13 protein-coding genes are annotated in these 17,703 nt (G+C 62.3%); 4 read left to right on the plus strand and 9 right to left on the minus strand.

What is annotated here, in order from left to right; translation table 11 throughout:
• Nucleotides 1-157: 157 nt before the first annotated feature.
• The 8 genes from NKJ90_RS07990 to NKJ90_RS08025 form a co-directional block, all read right to left on the minus strand.
• A complete protein-coding gene (locus tag NKJ90_RS07990; protein ID WP_023760528.1) occupies nt 158-1,786 on the minus strand; it encodes an alpha-D-glucose phosphate-specific phosphoglucomutase in 1,629 nt (542 codons plus the stop codon).
• A 3-nt stretch (nt 1,787-1,789) separates the two neighbouring features.
• Nucleotides 1,790-3,235 carry a glycogen synthase GlgA gene (glgA, locus tag NKJ90_RS07995; protein WP_352485867.1) on the minus strand — a complete coding sequence of 482 codons (1,446 nt, stop codon included), beginning with the start codon at nt 3,233-3,235 and terminating at the stop codon, nt 1,790-1,792.
• 3 nt (nt 3,236-3,238) lie between these two features.
• Entirely contained in the window at nt 3,239-4,504 is a 1,266-nt protein-coding gene (glgC, locus tag NKJ90_RS08000; RefSeq protein WP_023760530.1) for a glucose-1-phosphate adenylyltransferase, read from the minus strand.
• 50 nt (nt 4,505-4,554) lie between these two features.
• Entirely contained in the window at nt 4,555-6,768 is a 2,214-nt protein-coding gene (gene glgB / locus NKJ90_RS08005; protein ID WP_023760531.1) for a 1,4-alpha-glucan branching protein GlgB, read from the minus strand.
• A gap of 103 nt (nt 6,769-6,871) precedes the next feature.
• Nucleotides 6,872-9,340, minus strand: coding sequence for a glycogen/starch/alpha-glucan phosphorylase (locus NKJ90_RS08010; RefSeq protein ID WP_352485868.1), 2,469 nt, complete (start codon nt 9,338-9,340; stop codon nt 6,872-6,874).
• A gap of 229 nt (nt 9,341-9,569) precedes the next feature.
• Nucleotides 9,570-10,352, minus strand: a complete 783-nt coding sequence (locus NKJ90_RS08015; protein ID WP_023760533.1) for an ATP-binding cassette domain-containing protein — start codon at nt 10,350-10,352, stop codon at nt 9,570-9,572.
• 2 nt (nt 10,353-10,354) lie between these two features.
• Nucleotides 10,355-11,416: an ABC transporter permease gene (locus NKJ90_RS08020; protein ID WP_023760534.1), complete on the minus strand. Its 1,062-nt coding sequence runs from the start codon at nt 11,414-11,416 to the stop codon at nt 10,355-10,357.
• Nucleotides 11,417-11,575: 159 nt separating this feature from the next.
• Nucleotides 11,576-12,553, minus strand: coding sequence for a sugar ABC transporter substrate-binding protein (locus NKJ90_RS08025; protein ID WP_502898064.1), 978 nt, complete (start codon nt 12,551-12,553; stop codon nt 11,576-11,578).
• 269 nt (nt 12,554-12,822) lie between these two features.
• On the opposite strand from NKJ90_RS08025, the gene NKJ90_RS08030 reads away from it, so the two are divergent.
• From NKJ90_RS08030 to NKJ90_RS08045, 4 genes are all read left to right on the plus strand, one after another.
• Complete coding sequence (locus NKJ90_RS08030) at nt 12,823-14,049, plus strand: ROK family transcriptional regulator (protein ID WP_023760536.1); 1,227 nt, start codon at nt 12,823-12,825, stop codon at nt 14,047-14,049.
• On the plus strand, nt 14,049-14,495 hold the full coding sequence (locus NKJ90_RS08035; RefSeq protein WP_023760537.1) for an RbsD/FucU family protein: 447 nt from the start codon (nt 14,049-14,051) through the stop codon (nt 14,493-14,495). The genes NKJ90_RS08030 and NKJ90_RS08035 overlap by 1 nt, the downstream gene beginning before the upstream one ends.
• Entirely contained in the window at nt 14,492-15,415 is a 924-nt protein-coding gene (locus tag NKJ90_RS08040; RefSeq protein WP_023760538.1) for a carbohydrate kinase family protein, read from the plus strand. Before NKJ90_RS08035 ends, NKJ90_RS08040 begins: the two co-directional genes overlap by 4 nt.
• A 257-nt stretch (nt 15,416-15,672) precedes the next feature.
• Nucleotides 15,673-16,815, plus strand: coding sequence for a DegT/DnrJ/EryC1/StrS family aminotransferase (locus NKJ90_RS08045; RefSeq protein WP_023760539.1), 1,143 nt, complete (start codon nt 15,673-15,675; stop codon nt 16,813-16,815).
• A 14-nt stretch (nt 16,816-16,829) separates the two neighbouring features.
• On the opposite strand, the gene cysQ is transcribed toward NKJ90_RS08045, so the two are convergent.
• Nucleotides 16,830-17,618 carry a 3'(2'),5'-bisphosphate nucleotidase CysQ gene (gene cysQ, locus NKJ90_RS08050; protein WP_031260640.1) on the minus strand — a complete coding sequence of 263 codons (789 nt, stop codon included), beginning with the start codon at nt 17,616-17,618 and terminating at the stop codon, nt 16,830-16,832.
• Nucleotides 17,619-17,703: the final 85 nt, after the last annotated feature.

Below are 17,703 nucleotides of genomic sequence, written 5' to 3' on the forward strand. Positions count from 1 at the left end.
AAGCGCGTCCTCCACCCTCCCCCTTGTGGGGAGGGTCGCGAACGAAGTGAGCGGGGTGGGGGGCGGCGCAGGAAAAGCGCTTTATGAGCACCCCCACCCCGATGCGCAACGCGGATCGACCCTCCCCACAAGGGGGAGGGTGAAGCCACCGCCACCGTCAAGTGATCACGCTCGGCTTGTTGCGACCGGTGTGACTCTTGATCCCGGCAATATCATCGGCCGCGGCAATCAGATCGGCAAGTGCGGCCTGCGTGTCGAGATCGTGTCTCGACTTGTCCGGCTCATAGCGCTCGATATAAACGCGCAACGTCGCGCCCGACGTGCCGGTGCCGGACAACCGGAAGACGACGCGCGAACCGCCTTCGAACATAACCCTGATGCCCTGATGCTCGCTGGTCGAACCATCGACCGGATCGTGATAGGCAAAATCGTCGGCACTGGCGACTGTCATGCCTCGCACGCTGGTGCCCGGCAACGCGCCGAGCCTGGCGCGGAGTTCGTCGACCAGCGCGTTGGCACGGTCGCTCTCGACCTCTTCATAGTCATGCCGCGAATAGTAATTGCGGCCGTAGGTTGCCCAGTGCTCGGTGACGATCTGCTTGCAGCTTTCGCCGCGCGCGGCAAGGATGTTGAGCCACAGCAGCACCGCCCACAGGCCATCCTTTTCGCGAACATGGTTGGAGCCGGTGCCAGCACTTTCCTCGCCGCAAATCGTCGCCATGTCTGCGTCGAGCAGATTGCCGAAGAACTTCCAGCCGGTCGGCGTCTCGTAGATGCCGATGCCGAGTTTTTCAGCAACGCGGTCGGCAGCACCACTGGTCGGCATCGAGCGGGCAATGCCTTTCAAACCAGCCTTGTAGCCAGGCGCCAGGCGGGCGTTGGCGGCGAGCATGGCGACGGAATCCGACGGGGTGACGAAAATGCCCTTGCCGATGATCAGATTGCGGTCGCCGTCGCCGTCCGAGGCGGCGCCGAAATCCGGTGCGTCCGGCCCCATCATCTCGTCATAGAGGTGTTTGGCATGGACGAGGTTCGGGTCCGGGTGATGGCCGCCGAAATCCGGCAACGGCTTGAAGTTGCGGCAGGTGCCGTTGGGCGCACCCAGCCGGTTTTCCAGGATTTCCTTGGCATAGGGACCGGTCACGGCATGCATGGCGTCGAAGCGCATGCGGAAGCCGGACTTGAACAGTTTGCGCAATGCGTCGAAATCGAACAGGCTTTCCATCAGCTCGGCATAGTCGGCGACCGGATCGATGATCTCGACCGTCATGCCGGCGACCTTGACCGTGCCGATCGTGTCGATGTCGATCGGGTCGATGTCGGCGGTTTTGAAGCTCGAGATCGCCTTGGTCTTGGCGAACATCGCGTCGGTCAGCTTTTCAGGCGCCGGGCCGCCATTGCCGGCATTGTACTTGATGCCGAAATCCTCGTGCGGGCCGCCCGGATTGTGGCTGGCCGACAGGATGATGCCGCCGAAGGTCTTGTATTTGCGGATGATATGCGAAGCGGCCGGCGTCGACAGGATGCCGCCCTGCCCGACCATCACCTTGCCGAAGCCGTTGGCCGCCGCCATGGCGATTGCCTTCTGGATGACCTCGCGGTTGTAGAAGCGGCCATCGCCGCCGATCACCAGGGTCTTGCCCTTGAAACCATCGAGCGCGTCGAAGATCGACTGGATGAAGTTCTCGGCATAGTGCTCCTGCTGAAACACCGGCACCTTCTTGCGCAGGCCCGACGTGCCGGGCTTCTGATCGGAATAGGGTTTGGTGGGGACGGTCCGTATCATGCTTCAAGAAACCCTTTTCGAAAGCAGCGAGCGATAGAGTTCAAAATATTTTTCCGCGCTCTTGTCCCACGACACATCGGCTTTCATGCCTTGGCGCTGCAACGATTCCCAGACCACCGGACTGGCATGGGCGTCGACGAGGCGGCGGATGGCGTGCAGCAAGGCACCGCCATTGTTGGGCGCGAACTGGAAGCCGGTGGCCACACCAGCTGAAATGGCGGCCTCGTTGGCGTCGATGACCGTATCGGCCAGGCCGCCAGTGCGGGCGACCACCGGAACGCAGCCATAGCGCAGTCCGTAAAGCTGTGTCAGCCCGCAGGGTTCGAAGCGCGAGGGAATGACTATGGCGTCGCAGCCGCCTTGCATGATGTGCGACAGTCCCTCGTCATAGCCGACCACGACCCCGATACGGCCGCGATGCCTGGCGGCCGCGGCAAGCAGGGTGCCTTCAAGACCAGCGTCGCCGGAGCCCAGGATCGCCAGGCGCGCGCCAGTCGCAACGACGCCATCGACGGCTGTCGCCAAGATGTCCATGCCCTTTTGCCAGGTCAGGCGGCTGACGACGCAGACGATCGGACTGTCGTCGCGCTCAAGGCTGAAGCGATCTTCGACGGCCGCCCTGTTGGGGGCGCGCGCCTTCAGCGTACTGGCCGTATAGGTGGACACCAGATGCTTGTCGGTTTCGGGATCCCATATCCCGGTGTCGATGCCGTTGACGATGCCATGGAGATCGCTGGAGCGCATGTTGATGAGGCCGTCGAGACCCATGCCGAATTCCGCCGAGCGAATCTCCTGCGCATAGGTTGGACTGACCGTGGTGATTGCCCAGGCCGCCTGCAGGCCGGCTTTGAGGAAGCCGACGCCACCGTAATATTCGACGCCGTCGAGCGCCATCGCCGCCGCCGGCAAGCCGAGCTCGCCGAAGATGCCTGCGCCGAACTGGCCCTGGAAGGCGAGATTGTGGACGGTTAGCATCGAGGGCACGCCGACCGCCCTGCCGTAGCGCATGTAGGCCAGGGCCATCGCAGACTGCCAGTCATGGGCATGGACGATGTCGGGCTGGTAGCCCGAGATGGCGCCACTGGCGATGTCGCCGCCGACCTGGCTCAGCGCCGCGAAGCGCCGCCAATTGTCGGGCCAGTCGACGCCGGTCGCATTGCCATAGGGACCGCCGGGACGATCGAACAGATGCGGCGCGTCTAGCACGAACAGCTCGAGCCCGGCGAGTTGGACGGAATGGACGGAGGCCCTGCCACCCTGCAGCAAGGGATATTGCAGAACCGCCTTCCTCTTCTTGAAGGCGGCCATGACGGTGGGGAAACCGGGAATGAGCGTGCGCATGGTCACGCCCTTGGTCGCCAGCGCGATGGGCAGCGCGCCGGTCACGTCGGCAAGTCCACCGGTCTTGATCAGCGGGAAAATCTCAGGCGTGACCGACAGAACCTGCATGCACTAGAGCCCTAACTTGTCGATCATGTCCTGAGTGACCAGGCAAATGCCCTTTTCCGAGACCCTAAAGCGCTTGGCATCGAGAACGGGATCCTCGCCGACTACCAGCCCTTCCGGTATCCTAACACCGTGGTCGATGACCACGCGCTTCAACTTTGCGTTCCGGCCGACATGAACGTCAGGCAGCATGACGACTTCTTCCAGCGTCGAATAGGAATTGATGCGCGCACCGGTGAAGATCAGGCTTCGTTTCAGCGAGGCCCCCGAGACGATGCAATCGCCCGATACCAGCGAGGACACGGCCGAACCCCGGCGGCCATCCTCATCATGCACGAACTTTGCCGGCGGCTTCAATTCGGCATAAGTCCAGATCGGCCAGTCGCGGTCGTAGAGATCGAGCTCCGGCGTGATATCAGTCAGGTCGATATTGGCTTCCCAATAGGCATCGACGGTTCCGACATCGCGCCAATAGGCCTCGTTCTCGGCGGTCGAGCGGACGCAGGACTTGGCGAAGCGGTGGGCAATCGCCTTACCGTGCTGGACGATATAGGGGATGATGTCCTTGCCGAAATCGCGGCTGGAGCCCGGCTCGGCCGCGTCGCGGCGCAACTGCTCCATCAGGAACTTGGTCTTGAAGACATAGATGCCCATCGAGGCCAGAGCGAATTCCGGCTTGTCGGGAATGCCGGGCGGGTCGGCGGGCTTTTCGACGAAAGCAATGATGTTGTCCTTGCCGTCGACATGCATGACGCCGAAACCGGTGGCTTCCATGCGCGGCACTTCGAGGCACCCGACGGTGACATCGGCATTGGCGTCGACATGCTGGCGAAGCATCAGTTCGTAGTCCATCTTGTAGATGTGGTCGCCAGCCAGGACCACCATGTATTCGGGGCCGTAGGCCTCGATGATGTCGATGTTCTGATAGACTGCGTCGGCCGTGCCCTCATACCACTGCGTTTCCGAGACGCGCTGGCTGGCCGGCAGGATGTCGAAACTCTCGTTTCGCTCGGGCCGCAGGAAGTTCCAGCCACGTTGCAGATGGCGGATCAGCGAATGCGCCTTGTACTGGGTGGCGACGCCAAGGCGGCGAATGCCGGAGTTGAGCGCGTTGGAAAGCGCGAAGTCGATGATGCGCGTCTTACCGCCGAAATAGACGGCCGGCTTGGCGCGCCGGTCAGTCAGTTCCTTGAGGCGGCTGCCACGGCCGCCGGCCAATACATAGGCCATGGCATCGCGCGCCAGCGGCTGGGTCCGTTTCAAGTCTGCCATTTCTACCCTCCCAAGTTACTCAGTCTCGACTTACTCGACCTCGACATGGCTCAGTCGACCACGGGTTCAAGCATGATCGTCGACAGCGGCGGCAAAAGCATCGTGGCAGAGATGCTTCCGCCCTCCGCCCGGGCCTCGACCGTGCCGCCATTGCCCTTGCCGGAACCGCCATATTCCGAAGCGTCGGTGTTGATGATTTCGCGCCATTTGCCGGCCGTCGGCAACGGCACGCGATAGTTGTCGCGCGGCACAGGCGTGAAATTGGAAATGACGGCCACAGGGCTGCCCCCCGGTGCGCTGCGCAGCCAGGCGAAAACCGAATTCTGGCTGTCGTCGACGATCAGCCAGGAAAACCCTTCCGGTTCGCAGTCGCGCCCGTGCAGCGCCGGGCGCGAACGGTAAAGATAGTTGAGATCGCGCACCGTCTGCCAGACGCCGCGATGCGGCCGGAATTCGAGCAGGTTCCAGTCGAGCGCGCGCGCTTCGCTCCATTCGCGGCGCTGCGCGAACTCCTGCCCCATGAACAGCAGCTTCTTGCCGGGATAACCCCACATGAAGGCGTAGTAGGCGCGCAAAGTCGCGAATTTCTGCCAGTCGTCGCCGGCCATCTTGGCAAGCAGCGTGCCTTTGCCATGCACGACCTCGTCATGCGAGAGCGGCAGCATGAAGTTCTCCGAGAAGGCGTAGGTCAGGCCGAAGGTGAGGTCATTGTGGTGGTGCTTGCGGAAGATCGGCTCCTTGGAGAAGTACTCCAGCGTGTCGTGCATGAAGCCCATGTTCCACTTGAAGCCGAAGCCTAGGCCGCCCTCGTGCACCGGCGCCGAGACCTTCGGCCATGAGGTCGATTCCTCGGCGATGGTCATGACGCCGGGATGGTGGCCATAGACCTCCTTGTTCATCTTCTGCAGGAAGCTGACCGCCTCGAGGTTTTCGCGGCCGCCCTTCTCGTTGGGGATCCATTCGCCGGCCTTGCGCGAATAGTCGAGGTAGAGCATCGAGGCGACCGCATCGACGCGCAAACCGTCGACATGGTATTTTTCGGCCCAGAACAAAGCGTTGTTGACGAGGAAGGACACCACTTCGCGGCGGCCGAAATTATAGATCGCGGTGTTCCAGTCGGGATGAAAACCCTTGCGCGGATCGGCATGCTCATAAAGCGCGGTGCCATCGAAATTGGCCAAGCCATGCGCATCGACCGGGAAATGCGCTGGTACCCAGTCGAGGATGACACCGACGCCGGCGCGGTGGGCGCCATCGACGAAACGAGCAAAGCCGTCCGGGTCGCCGAAGCGGGCCGACGGTGCGTAGAGGCCGGTCGTCTGATAGCCCCAGGATGGGTCATAAGGGTGTTCGGAGATCGGCATGAATTCGATATGGGTGAAGCCGGTCTCGACTACATAGGGGATCAGCCGGTCGGCCAACTCGTCCCATGACAGGAACGTACCGTCGTCGCGAAGCTGCCAGGAACCGGCATGAACCTCATAGATCGAGATCGCTTCGCGCCGGTGATCGGCATTGCGCCAGAAGTTGCGATGCGCCTCATCCCCCCACTCATGCGCCGGTGGCACGGCCACGACCGAAGCGGTGGCCGGCCGCAATTCGGATTTGAAGGCGAACGGGTCCGCCTTCAGCGGCAGCCTTACGCCGTCAGGGCCGATGATCTCGTACTTGTAGGGTCGTCCGGCACCGATGTCGGGTACGAACAGCTCCCAGATGCCGGTGTCGCGTCGATCGCGCATCGTGTGCCGGCGACCGTCCCATTCGTTGAAATCACCGACCACCGAGACGCGTCGGGCATTGGGAGCCCAGACGGCGAAATGCACGCCGGAAGCGCCTTCGTGGTCGATGACATGGGCGCCGAGCTTGTCGAACAATCTTAGGTGCGAGCCTTGGGCGATGTAGTAATCGTCCATCGGGCCAAGCACCGGACCGAACGAATAGGGATCTGTCAGCCACCAGTCGCCGCCGTCATTGCGCGCGTGATAGCGCAGGGGCTGGCGCTTCTTGATCGAGAGCTTGCCTTCGAAAAAGCCGCCATCGTCGCGCCTGGACAGTTCACCCGCGATGATGCCGGTCAGCGTGTAGGCGGTGACGAATTCGGCATGTGGCACAAAGCAGCGGGCAAACAGGTTCTTGCCGACCTCATGGACGCCAAGAACCGCGAAGGGGTCACCATGCGTGCCGGCAACAATCGCCGCAACATCGCTGGCTGGCGCCAGTCCGTCCGGCCCGCTTGTCGCTGCGGTCGCGCGCGGCTTCTTCATTAGGCAGTGTCCCTCCCAGGCACCAAGCGTTCGTTTGGGGTGTGAATTCGACGGTCGAATTCACACCCCAGGACCACCTCGTTCGCAGCCTCATGCAATCACATCAGACAGGCACGTTCCAGATTTCTTTCGCATATTGACGGATGGTGCGATCGGAGGAGAACCAGCCGACACGCGCAACGTTGCGGATTGCCCGGGCGTACCAGTCGGGACTGTTGCGCCAGACTGCATCGACCTCGCGCTGGGCGGCGGCATAGGCATCGAAATCGGCAGCAACCATGAACCAGTCGCTGCTGTAGAGACCGTCGATAAGGTCGCGGTAACGCTCTGGATCGTCCGGCGAAAAGACACCTGACGAAACAGCCGCAACTGCTTGCGCCAGCTCGGATGATCCTTCGATGACAGCGCGCGGGTTGTAGCCGTTGTTTCGCCGCTCTGCGACCTCGGCGGTGGTCAGGCCGAAGATGAAGATATTGTCGTCGCCGACGCACTCCTTGATCTCGACATTGGCGCCGTCGAGCGTGCCGATGGTCAACGCGCCGTTCAGGGCGAACTTCATGTTGCCAGTGCCGGACGCTTCCATGCCGGCGGTCGAGATCTGCTCCGACAAGTCGGCAGCCGGCATCATGATCTCGGCCAGGCTGACATTATAGTTCGGCACGAACACCACCTTCAGCAAGCCGCGCACCGCCGGGTCGCGGTTGATGACCTTGGCGACGTCGTTGGCGAGTTTGATGATCAGCTTGGCATTGTGATAGCTGGGCGCCGCCTTGCCGCCGAAGAATTTCACGCGCGGCATCCAGTCACGCTCGGGATGCGAGCGGATCTGATCGTAAAGCGCGATCGCCTCGAGGATGTTCAGGAGCTGGCGCTTGTATTCGTGAATGCGCTTGATCTGGATATCGAACAGCGCCGAGGGGTCGACCTTGATGCCGAGACGGTCGGCGACGAGGTTGGCCAGCCGCGCCTTGTTGGAGCGCTTGACGGCGGCGAACTTGTCGCGAAACGCGGCGTCGCCGGCGAAGCCATCGAGATCCTTGATGGCGTCGATGTCGTCGAGAAAGCGATCGCCGATCGCCTCGCGGGCGAGCGACGTCAGGCCGGGGTTGCACTGGATCAGCCAGCGCCGGGGCGTGATGCCGTTGGTCTTGTTGTTGATGCGATCGGGGTAGAGCTTGTGCAGGTCGGCAAACACCGTCTCCTTCATCAGGTCGGTGTGCAGAGCCGAAACGCCATTGATCGAATGCGAGCCGACAAAGGCCAGATTGCCCATGCGCACCCGGCGGTCGCCATTTTCCTGGATCAGCGAGATGCGGCTGATCTGCTCGTCCGAGAACTGGTTGGACGCGCGCGCCTCAAGCAGCACTTCGGCATTGATGGCGTAGACGATCTGCATGTGGCGCGGCAAAAGCCGCTCGAACAGCGGCACCGGCCAGCTTTCCAGCGCCTCGGGCAGCAGCGTGTGGTTGGTGTAGCCGAAGGTGCGCTTGGTGGTATCCCAGGCCTGATCGAAATCCATGCCGTGGACATCCATCAACAGGCGCATCAGTTCAGGCACAGCGATGGCCGGGTGGGTGTCGTTGAGGTGGATCGCAGCCTTGTCGGGCAGCGATTTCAGGTCGCCATACTGGCTGAGATGCCGCTGGACGATGTCCTGCAGCGAGGCGGTGGAGAAAAAGTACTCCTGTCTGAGCCGCAGTTCCTGCCCGGCCTTGTGGGAATCGGCGGGATAGAGAACGCGCGACAAGGCATCGGCCTTGTTGCTTTCGGCAAGCGCGCCGATATGGTCGCCGGCATTGAATTTGTCGAGCAGGATCGGATCGACCGGCATGCCCGACCAGAGCCGCAGGGTGTTGACGCGATTGGCCCGCCAGCCGACCACGGGCGTATCATAGGCGACGGCCAGCACATGCTCGGTCGGCTTCCAGACATGGCGATCGAGTCGGCCATCCTTCGAGGTGATCGATTCCACCGAACCACCGAACCCGACCTCGAACGAGCGTTCGCGGCGTTCGAACTCCCACGGGTTGCCGTGATCGAGCCAGGTTTCGGGCAATTCGACCTGCCAGCCGTCGTGAATCTCCTGGCGGAACATGCCGTTGGCGTAACGAATGCCGTAGCCATGCGCGGGGATGTCGACGGTCGCCATGCTTTCCATGAAGCAGGCGGCAAGCCGGCCGAGGCCGCCATTGCCGAGTGCCGCATCCGGCTCGAGAGCGGCGATGAGATCGAGATCGACGCCCAGCGACGACAACGCCTCGCGCATATTGTCCATCAGACCGAGATTGGAGAAGGCATCGCGCATCAGCCGACCGATGAGGAACTCCAGCGACAGATAATAGACGCGCTTTTCCTTCTGGTCATAGGCCTCCTTCGTCGCCTGCATCCAGCGGTCGACGATGCGGTCGCGCACGACCTTGATCGAGGCGGTCAGCCAGTCGTATTGGGTCGCGACCGTGGTGTCCTTGCCGACCCGATATTTGAGGGCCATCAAGACTTCCGCGGCGAGCGTCTCTGGATCAGGATTTTCGAGCAGTGGCGGGAGGGGTTCGGATGTCATCGCGCTCGTCATGCTGCCTCTCGTGCGGTTGCCATGATCATACCGGCTTTCATCGTTCCTCCCAGCCATGCTAGCCGATACCGCTACATACTCAATCGATTTAGGTGAGCCTGGTCCGGCTTACCCTGCGGCAATTTGGCCATTGAAGCGCGGCGCGCTCAGACGATCTGCGCGTCGCGCTTCAAAATTTTGTTCCGTGCCTGTCGTTGTCCCAAACCGCTACGCACTTTGCCCATATGCCTCAAGCCGCGAGCGCTGCCTCGGGCGGAACCTTTGCACCGGTCATGAAAGCCACGGCATCGGACATCGTATATTGCTTGGGATCGATGACGCAGAGGCGACGGCCAAGCCGGTGGATGTGAATGCGGTCGGCCACTTCGAAGACATGCGGCATGTTGTGCGAGATGAGCACGATCGGCAGGCCGCGCTTCTTGACGTCGAGGATCAGTTCGAGCACGCGGCGGCTCTCCTTGACGCCAAGGGCTGCCGTCGGTTCATCCATGATCACCACACGACTGCCGAATGCGGCGGCGCGCGCCACCGCCACGCCTTGGCGCTGGCCGCCTGAGAGCGTTTCCACCGCCTGGGAGATGTTCTGGATCGTCATCAGGCCAAGTTCGGTGAGCTTGTCGCGGGCGCGCTTTTCCATCGCCGGACGGTCGAGCATACGAAGCCAGTCGCCCAGAAAACCCGGTTTGCGGATCTCGCGGCCAAGGAACATATTGTCGGCGATCGACAGCGCCGGCGACAGCGCCAGATTCTGATAGACGGTCTCGATGCCGGCTTCGCGGGCCTCCATCGGCGATTTGAAGGCGACGGGTTTGCCTTCAAGCCGAATCTCCCCTTCGTCGGGCACGGCCGCGCCGGAAATCGCCTTGATGAGCGACGACTTGCCGGCACCATTGTCGCCTATGACGGCGAGGATTTCGCCTGGGTAGAGGTCGAAGTCCGCATTGTCGAGAGCGGTGACGCGGCCATAGCGTTTGATCAGGCCACGAGCGGTGAGGATGGGTTCCTGAGTCATGGTCATGCCGAAACCTTTCTGATCCATTGGTCGACAGCCACGGCGCCGATGATCAGCACACCGGTGAGCAGCACTTTCCATTGCGGATCGGCGCCCAGCATGTTGAGGCCCATGGAGACGACGCCGACGATCATCGCGCCAAACAGCGTGCCCAGGATCGAGCCGCGTCCGCCGAACAGAGAAATACCGCCGATCACCGTCGCGGTGATCGCCTGCAGATTGTAGTCGGTAACGGCGGCGGACGGCGAGATCGACCCGTTGCGGCCGATCGAGACCCAGGCCGCGAAAGCTGCGATCAACCCGGCAAGGGTGTAGACCGTCACCAGCACCTTCTTGGTCTGGATACCCGACAGCTTCGCCGCTTCCTGGTCGTCGCCGACGGCGTAGACATGGCGGCCCCATGCCGTGTGATTGAGCACGTACCAGAGGATCATCACAAGCAAGACTGTCGCAATGACCCCGAGCGTCAGCACCGCGGTCCCAACCTTAAAGCTAAGGGCGAACAGATGCAGCAGCGGTGCCTGGTTGTCGACGTCGGTGTCGCGGATCGTCTCATTGGCCGAATAGATGAAATTCGTGGCCATGACGATGTTCCAGGTGCCAAGCGTCACGATGAAGGGCGGCAGCTTCATGTAGGCAACCAGCAGCCCGTTGAGCAGCCCGCAGGCCGCGCCGGCGGCAAGCCCGATCGCCACGGCGAGCACACTGGGCATACCGTAACTGACCGCGCAATTGCCGATGATCACCGCTGAAATCACCATGATGACGCCAATCGACAGGTCGATGCCGGCGGTCAGGATGACCAGCGTCTGCGCGGCGCCGAGAATGCCGACGATGGCAATCTGCTGCAGGATCAGCGTCAGCGTGTAGGACGAAAAGAACCGCCCTCCGATGGTGATGCCGAAGACGATGATTGCCAGAACCAGCACGATCAACGGCACTGCGGCCGGAGTCGAATGCAGGAAATGCTGGATGCGCTTGACGGCCGATTTGTGCTCGTCAAAAGCGGCTACGCTGGTGTCGCTGCCCGAGAGAACTTTCTCGAATTCTTGAGCTTGAGCCATATTTCCTCCCCGTGGGGCTGCAGCCAAACGCCGACGCCCGTCCACGCTTATCCGGTCTGCTGCCGGGATTGTTCGCGGTCACGCGACCATCGTCCACCCGAAGCGGCCGGGGATCAAGCCCCGACCGCTCAGGTTCGGTTGTTGCCGGTCAGACCGGCATCAGCCCCAGCACTTGGCGAGGCCTTCCTTGGTGTCTATGGACTTCACGCCGGTGGCCGGCTTGTCGGTCACCAGGTTGACGCCGGTGTCGAAGAAATTCTTGCCTTCGGTCGGCTTCGGCTTGGTTCCGTCCTTGGCGAAAGCTGCGATCGCCTCGATGCCAAGTGCCGCCATCTGCAGCGGATATTGCTGCGACGTGGCACCGATGACACCTTCGGCCACCGACTTCACGCCGGGGCAGCCGCCATCGACGGAAACGATCAGCACCTGGCTTTCAAGGCCGACGGCCTTGAGCGCCTGGTAGGCGCCGACAGCTGCGGGCTCGTTGATGGTGTGGATCACGTTGATGGTGTTGTCCTTCTGCAGAAGGTTCTCCATCGCCTTGCGGCCACCCTCCTCGTTGCCGTTGGTGACGTCGTGGCCGACGATGCGCGCATCGTCCTCATCGCCGATCTTGTTGGGATCCTTCACGTCGATGCCGTAGCCCATCATGAAGCCCTGGTCGCGCAGCACATCGACGGTCGGCTGCGAGGGGGTCAGGTCGAGGAAGCCGATCTTGGCGTCCTTGGCCTTGTCGCCGAGTGTAGCGGCGGCCCAGGCGCCGATCAGCTTACCGGCTTCGAGATTGTCCGTTGCAAAAGTCGCGTCGGCAGCGTCGATCGGATCGAGCGGCGTGTCGAGTGCAATTACCAGCAGACCTGCGTCACGCGCCTTCTTCACGGTTGGCACGATGCCCTTGGTGTCGGATGCCGTGATCAGGATACCCTTGGCGCCGTCGGCGATGCAGCTTTCGATCGCCGCGACCTGGCTCTCGCTGTCGCCGTCGATCTTGCCGGCGTAGGTCTTGAGGTCGACGCCGAGTTCCTTGGCCTTCGCCGTGGCGCCTTCCTTCATCTTGACGAAGAAGGGATTGGTGTCGGTCTTTGTGATCAGGCAGGCACCGACACCGGCCGCGGATGCGGACGAGGCAAACGCCATCAGGCTCAGAGCCGCGGCGGCAAACACGGTCGATTTCAACAGTTTTGTATTGGTCACGATCTTCCTCCCAGTGGAACCATTCCGGATGCCGGCCAACCGGCACCTGCGGCGCATCCAACGAAATTCTCCCAGCGTGGACGCTGTCTCAACAGACACCAGCCCGAGGCTTCTGTCAATAATTAAATCACTCTTATTTATTATTGACAGTCTTGCTTCGTTCACCCATTCTGGCCCGAAAAGCCTTGAAGGGAAACGACGGGAGGAACAGGGTGGAAACCGCCATTGCGAGGCACGGTTCGCCCGAGATGAATGACAGCCTCATTCACCGCGGCACCAACCAAAGTGGCATGCGCGACCACAACGAGCGGTTGGTGCTCTCGCTGGTGCGTCAGCATGGCAGCCTGGCGAAATCCGACATCGCCCGCATGACCGGACTTTCGGCGCAGACGGTTTCGGTCATCATGCGCGAACTGGAGGAAGAAAACCTTCTGCTGCGCCAGGCGCCGTTGCGCGGCAAGATCGGCCAGCCCTCCATCCCGATGGCGCTCAATCCCGAAGGCGCTTTCTTCATCGGCCTGAAGATCGGGCGGCGCAGCGCCGAACTCGTGCTGATCGACTTTCTCGGCAATGTGCGCTCGATGCTGCAGCATTCATACCGCTACCCGGCGCCACGCGAGACGGTGGACTTCGTGAGCAACGGCATGCGGCAGATGCGTGGCGAACTGACGCCCGCACAGGACAAGCGTATCGCTGGGCTCGGCATCGCCATGCCGTTCGAATTGTGGAACTGGGCCGATACCGCCGGCGCCCCGCGCGACGTCATGGACGAATGGCGTCATCGCGACATCAGGGGCGACATCCAGGCGCAATGCGATTTTCCAGTCTACCTGCAGAACGACGCTACTTCAGCCTGCGGCGCAGAACTCGTCTTCGGTCAGGCGAGCGCTGCGCGTGACTTCGTCTACTTCTATATCGGCGCCTTTGCCGGTGGCGGCATCGTGCTGAATGGCCGGCTGTTTGGCGGCCCGACCGGCAATGCCGGCGCACTCGGTTCGATGCCCGTACCAGGGCCGGACGGCAAGCCGACACAATTGATCGACGTGGCGTCCATCGCCATGCTCGAAAAGGCGCTCAATGCGCGCGGCGTCGAGGCCTCGCATCTGTGGACGTCGCCGGAAGACTGGGGCGAGATCGGCGCCGAACTCGAGGACTGGATCGCCAGTGCTTCGCGAGCGCTCGCCTACGCGATCGTCGCCGCGTCCTCGGTCATCGATTTCGAAGCGGCAGTCATCGACGGATGGATGCCGAAGGCCGTGCGCCGCCGGCTGGTCGATGCCATCATCGCGGCCATCGCCACGATCGACGGCGAAGGCTTGAAGCTGCCCGCCGTTCGCGAGGGAACCGTCGGCATTCATGCCAGGGCGCTCGGCGGCGCCAGCCTGCCACTTTCCGAACGCTTCCTGATTGGCTCGACGACGATTTCCAGGAGCGCCTGATGTTGATCGGAATCCCGGCGCTGCTCGGTCCGGAGCTTCTCGCGATCTTGCGCGGCATGGGCCATGGCGACGAAATCGCCCTTGTCGACGGAAATTATCCGGCCGAGCAACAGGCGACCCGGCTGGTGCGGGCCGACGGTCACGATCTTATTCCTGTGCTCGACGCGATATTGAGCATCTTGCCTGTCGATGACCTTGTGCCGGAGGCGCTGTTTCGTGCCTCCGTCAAAGGCGATCCCTCGCTTGCCGATCCTGTCCACCGGGAGATCGAGGCAACCTGCGCCAAACGCGCTCCGGGCCGCAAGGTGGTTGCACTGGCTGGCGCCGACTTCTATGCACGGGTCAAATCGGCGTATGCCATCGTCGCGACAAGCGAGCCGCGGCTCTATGCCAACATCATCATCCGCAAGGGCGTGATCTATCCGCCGGAGACCAGGAAGCCATGATCCTCTGCTGCGGCGAAGCCCTGATCGACATGCTGCCGCGCACGACGACGGCGGGCGAGCCGGCTTTTGCACCTTATGTCGGCGGCGCCGTGTTCAACACGGCGATCGCACTTGGTCGGCTCGGCGCGCCGGCCGGCTTCTTTTCCGGCCTGTCGTCGGATCTATTCGGCGGTCAGTTCAGGGATGCGCTGGAGGCGAGCAAGGTCAGCTCCACCTATGCACACACCTCGCCACGACCGACCACATTGGCCTTCGTCAAGCTCACCAACGGCCAGGCGACCTACACCTTCTATGACGAGAACACCGCTGGCCGCATGCTCACCGTCGACGACCTACCGCAGCTCGGCGGCGAGATCGAAGCCATGCTGTTCGGCGCCATCAGCCTGATCTCCGAGCCCGCCGGCAGTGCCTATGAAGAGTTCATGCGGCGCGAGCATGGAAGCCGTGTCATGATGCTCGATCCCAACATCCGGCCGAACTTCATCCCGGACAAGGCCAAGCACCTCAGGCGCATCCGCGCCATGATGACAATGGCCGATATCGTGAAACTGTCGGACGAAGATTTGAACTGGTTCGGCGAAGCTGGCTCGCATGAGGATGTCATCAACAGCTGGCTGGACCGCGGTCCCAAGCTGATCGTCGTCACGCATGGCAGCGAAGGCGCCGTCGGCTACAGCAAGGAGCACGCCGTCACGGTGATGCCGGAAAGGGTCGAGGTGGTCGACACGGTCGGCGCCGGCGACACGTTCAATGCAGGGATCCTCGCCTCGCTTCATGAACAAGGCCTGCTGACGAAGACGGCAATCGCCAGCCTTTCCCGGGATGCCATCGGCAAGGCGCTGGCGCTTGGCGCCAAGGCGGCGGCGGTCACGGTCTCGCGGGCCGGTGCAAATCCACCCTGGCGGCACGAGATCGCCTGAGCGGCCCGAACGTGCTCAAGATTGGTTGAGCCCGTCGATCACTTTATGTTTCGCTGGGCCGATGCCAGGGATAACAGGGGCAGGATCGTGCCTGATGAAGGCCGGAATTCCGGCATCTCGCGAAGACATGCCGGGAAATACGGGTAACAGACTGCGACACCTGGGCAATTCGCGGTTTTGCCTGTCCGGCTTTCTCGGCAGGCGCAACTCTGGTACCAGCGGCCGGTTATCTGGCTAAACCGCTTTTTGAGGCCGACATGCAGTTCATCGATCTTGGCGCGCAGCGCGAACGAATCCGCGACCGGCTGAAGGCCGCGATCGACCGCGTGGTCGATGAGGGCCGCTATATTCTCGGCCCCCAGGTCACCGAATTCGAAAACAAGCTCGCCGCCTATATTGGCACCAAGCATGTCGTGGCCTGTGCCAACGGCACGGATGCATTGCTGTTGCCGCTATTTGCGGCCGGGGTTGGTCCGGGCGACGCGGTCTTCGTGCCGAGCTTCACTTTCGCCGCCACCGCCGAAGTGGTGGCGCTGGCCAAGGCCGAGCCGGTGTTCGTCGATGTCGACCCGCATACGTACAATATCGACATTGCCAGTCTTGAGGCGGCCATCGCCATGATCAAGAAAGAAGGCCGGCTGAAGCCGAAGGCAATCATTCCCGTCGATCTGTTCGGCCTTGCCGCCGACTACGAGGCGATCATGGCGATTGCCAACCGCGAAGGGCTGATGGTGATCGAGGATGCCGCCCAGTCGATGGGCGGTTCGCTCGAAGGCAAGATGTGCGGTTCCTTCGGCGCGGTCGGCTCGACCAGCTTCTATCCGGCAAAGCCGCTTGGCTGCTATGGTGACGGCGGCGCGATGTTCACCAATGACGATGCGCTGGCCGAGCAGCTCAGATCCTTCGCCTTCCACGGCAAGGGCGAGACGCAATACGACAATGTCCGCGTCGGCATCAATTCACGGCTCGACACGATACAGGCGGCAATCCTGATCGAAAAGCTGGCCATTCTCGAAGACGAGATGGTTGCCCGCCAGGTGGTGGCAATGCGCTATGCGGACGGACTTGGCGACATCGTTACCGCCGCCCGCAATCTGGACGGCAGCCGTTCGGCCTGGGCGCAGTACGCGATCGAGACGCCGAAGCGCGACGGCTTGAAGGCGCATCTTGGTGAAAAGGGTATTCCGTCTGTTATCTACTATGTGAAGCCGCTGCATGCCCAGGTCGCTTACCGCGACTACCCGCGCACGCCGACCGGCCTTGCCGTGTCAGAAGACCTGCCGAAGCGAATCCTCTGTCTGCCGATGCACCCCTATCTGAGCGAAGCCGACCAGGACCGCATCATCGAGACGATCCGCAACTACATCGGATCGAATTCAGCGCAGGCCGCAGCCGAGTAAGCTGCCGGGCCTTCTCAAGCGGGGCTGGCCCCTGCCCCGCTGGCAATAAAATGCGGATTGGCAAAATCCTCGTCGTCGCTTTGCCTGCGCTTGCCATAGAGCAAAGGTTGGCCGTCCAGTGTGCGTGTCATGCCGCCGGCCGCGCGCAACACGGCGTCGCCCGCTGCCGTGTCCCATTCCATGGTGCGACCAAAGCGCGGATAGACATCCGCCTCGGCGCTGGCGACAAGACAGAATTTCAAGGACGAACCGACCGAGACGATTTCGGCGGCGCCGAGGTCGCGAATATAGGCCTCGGTTTCCGGCGTGTTGTGCGACCGACTGGCAACGACGGCCAGCGGCGCGACGGCTGTTCTCACCGAAATCGGCCGACGGGCTGTGATCTGGAAGTCGCCATTGATTTCCAGAGATTCCGCCTTGCCCGGCAGGCCCGAAAAGAAGCGGCCCGTGCAGGGGGCAAAGACGACGCCGACCTCCGGCACGCCGTGACGGACAAGCGCGATGTTGACGGTGAAATCGGTGCGGCGGTTGACGAATTCCTTGGTGCCGTCGAGCGGATCGATGAGAAAGAAGGCCCCGTCCAGGTTGGGCGGTACGATGCCGGCGGATGCTTCCTCTTCGGCCACGCAAGGTATGTCGGGAAATGCGGCGCGCAGTCCGGCGAGAATGATCTTCTCACTCTCACGGTCCGCCTCGGTCACTGGCGACGAATCGGACTTGCGGTCGACCGCACAGCCGGCATGGAACACGCGCATCACCTCGCGCCCGGCCGCCAGCGCAAGCCGCTCGAAGATTTCGAGCACCTCGCTGTCGTCAGATGCCGCCGCCGCTGTCGTATTGGTCTTCGGCAATGTCGCGCTCGTTCAGCCAGTGTTCCAGGGCGTCTAC

This window comes from Mesorhizobium sp. M0051, from assembly GCF_040323235.1.
Classification (GTDB): Bacteria; Pseudomonadota; Alphaproteobacteria; order Rhizobiales; family Rhizobiaceae; genus Mesorhizobium.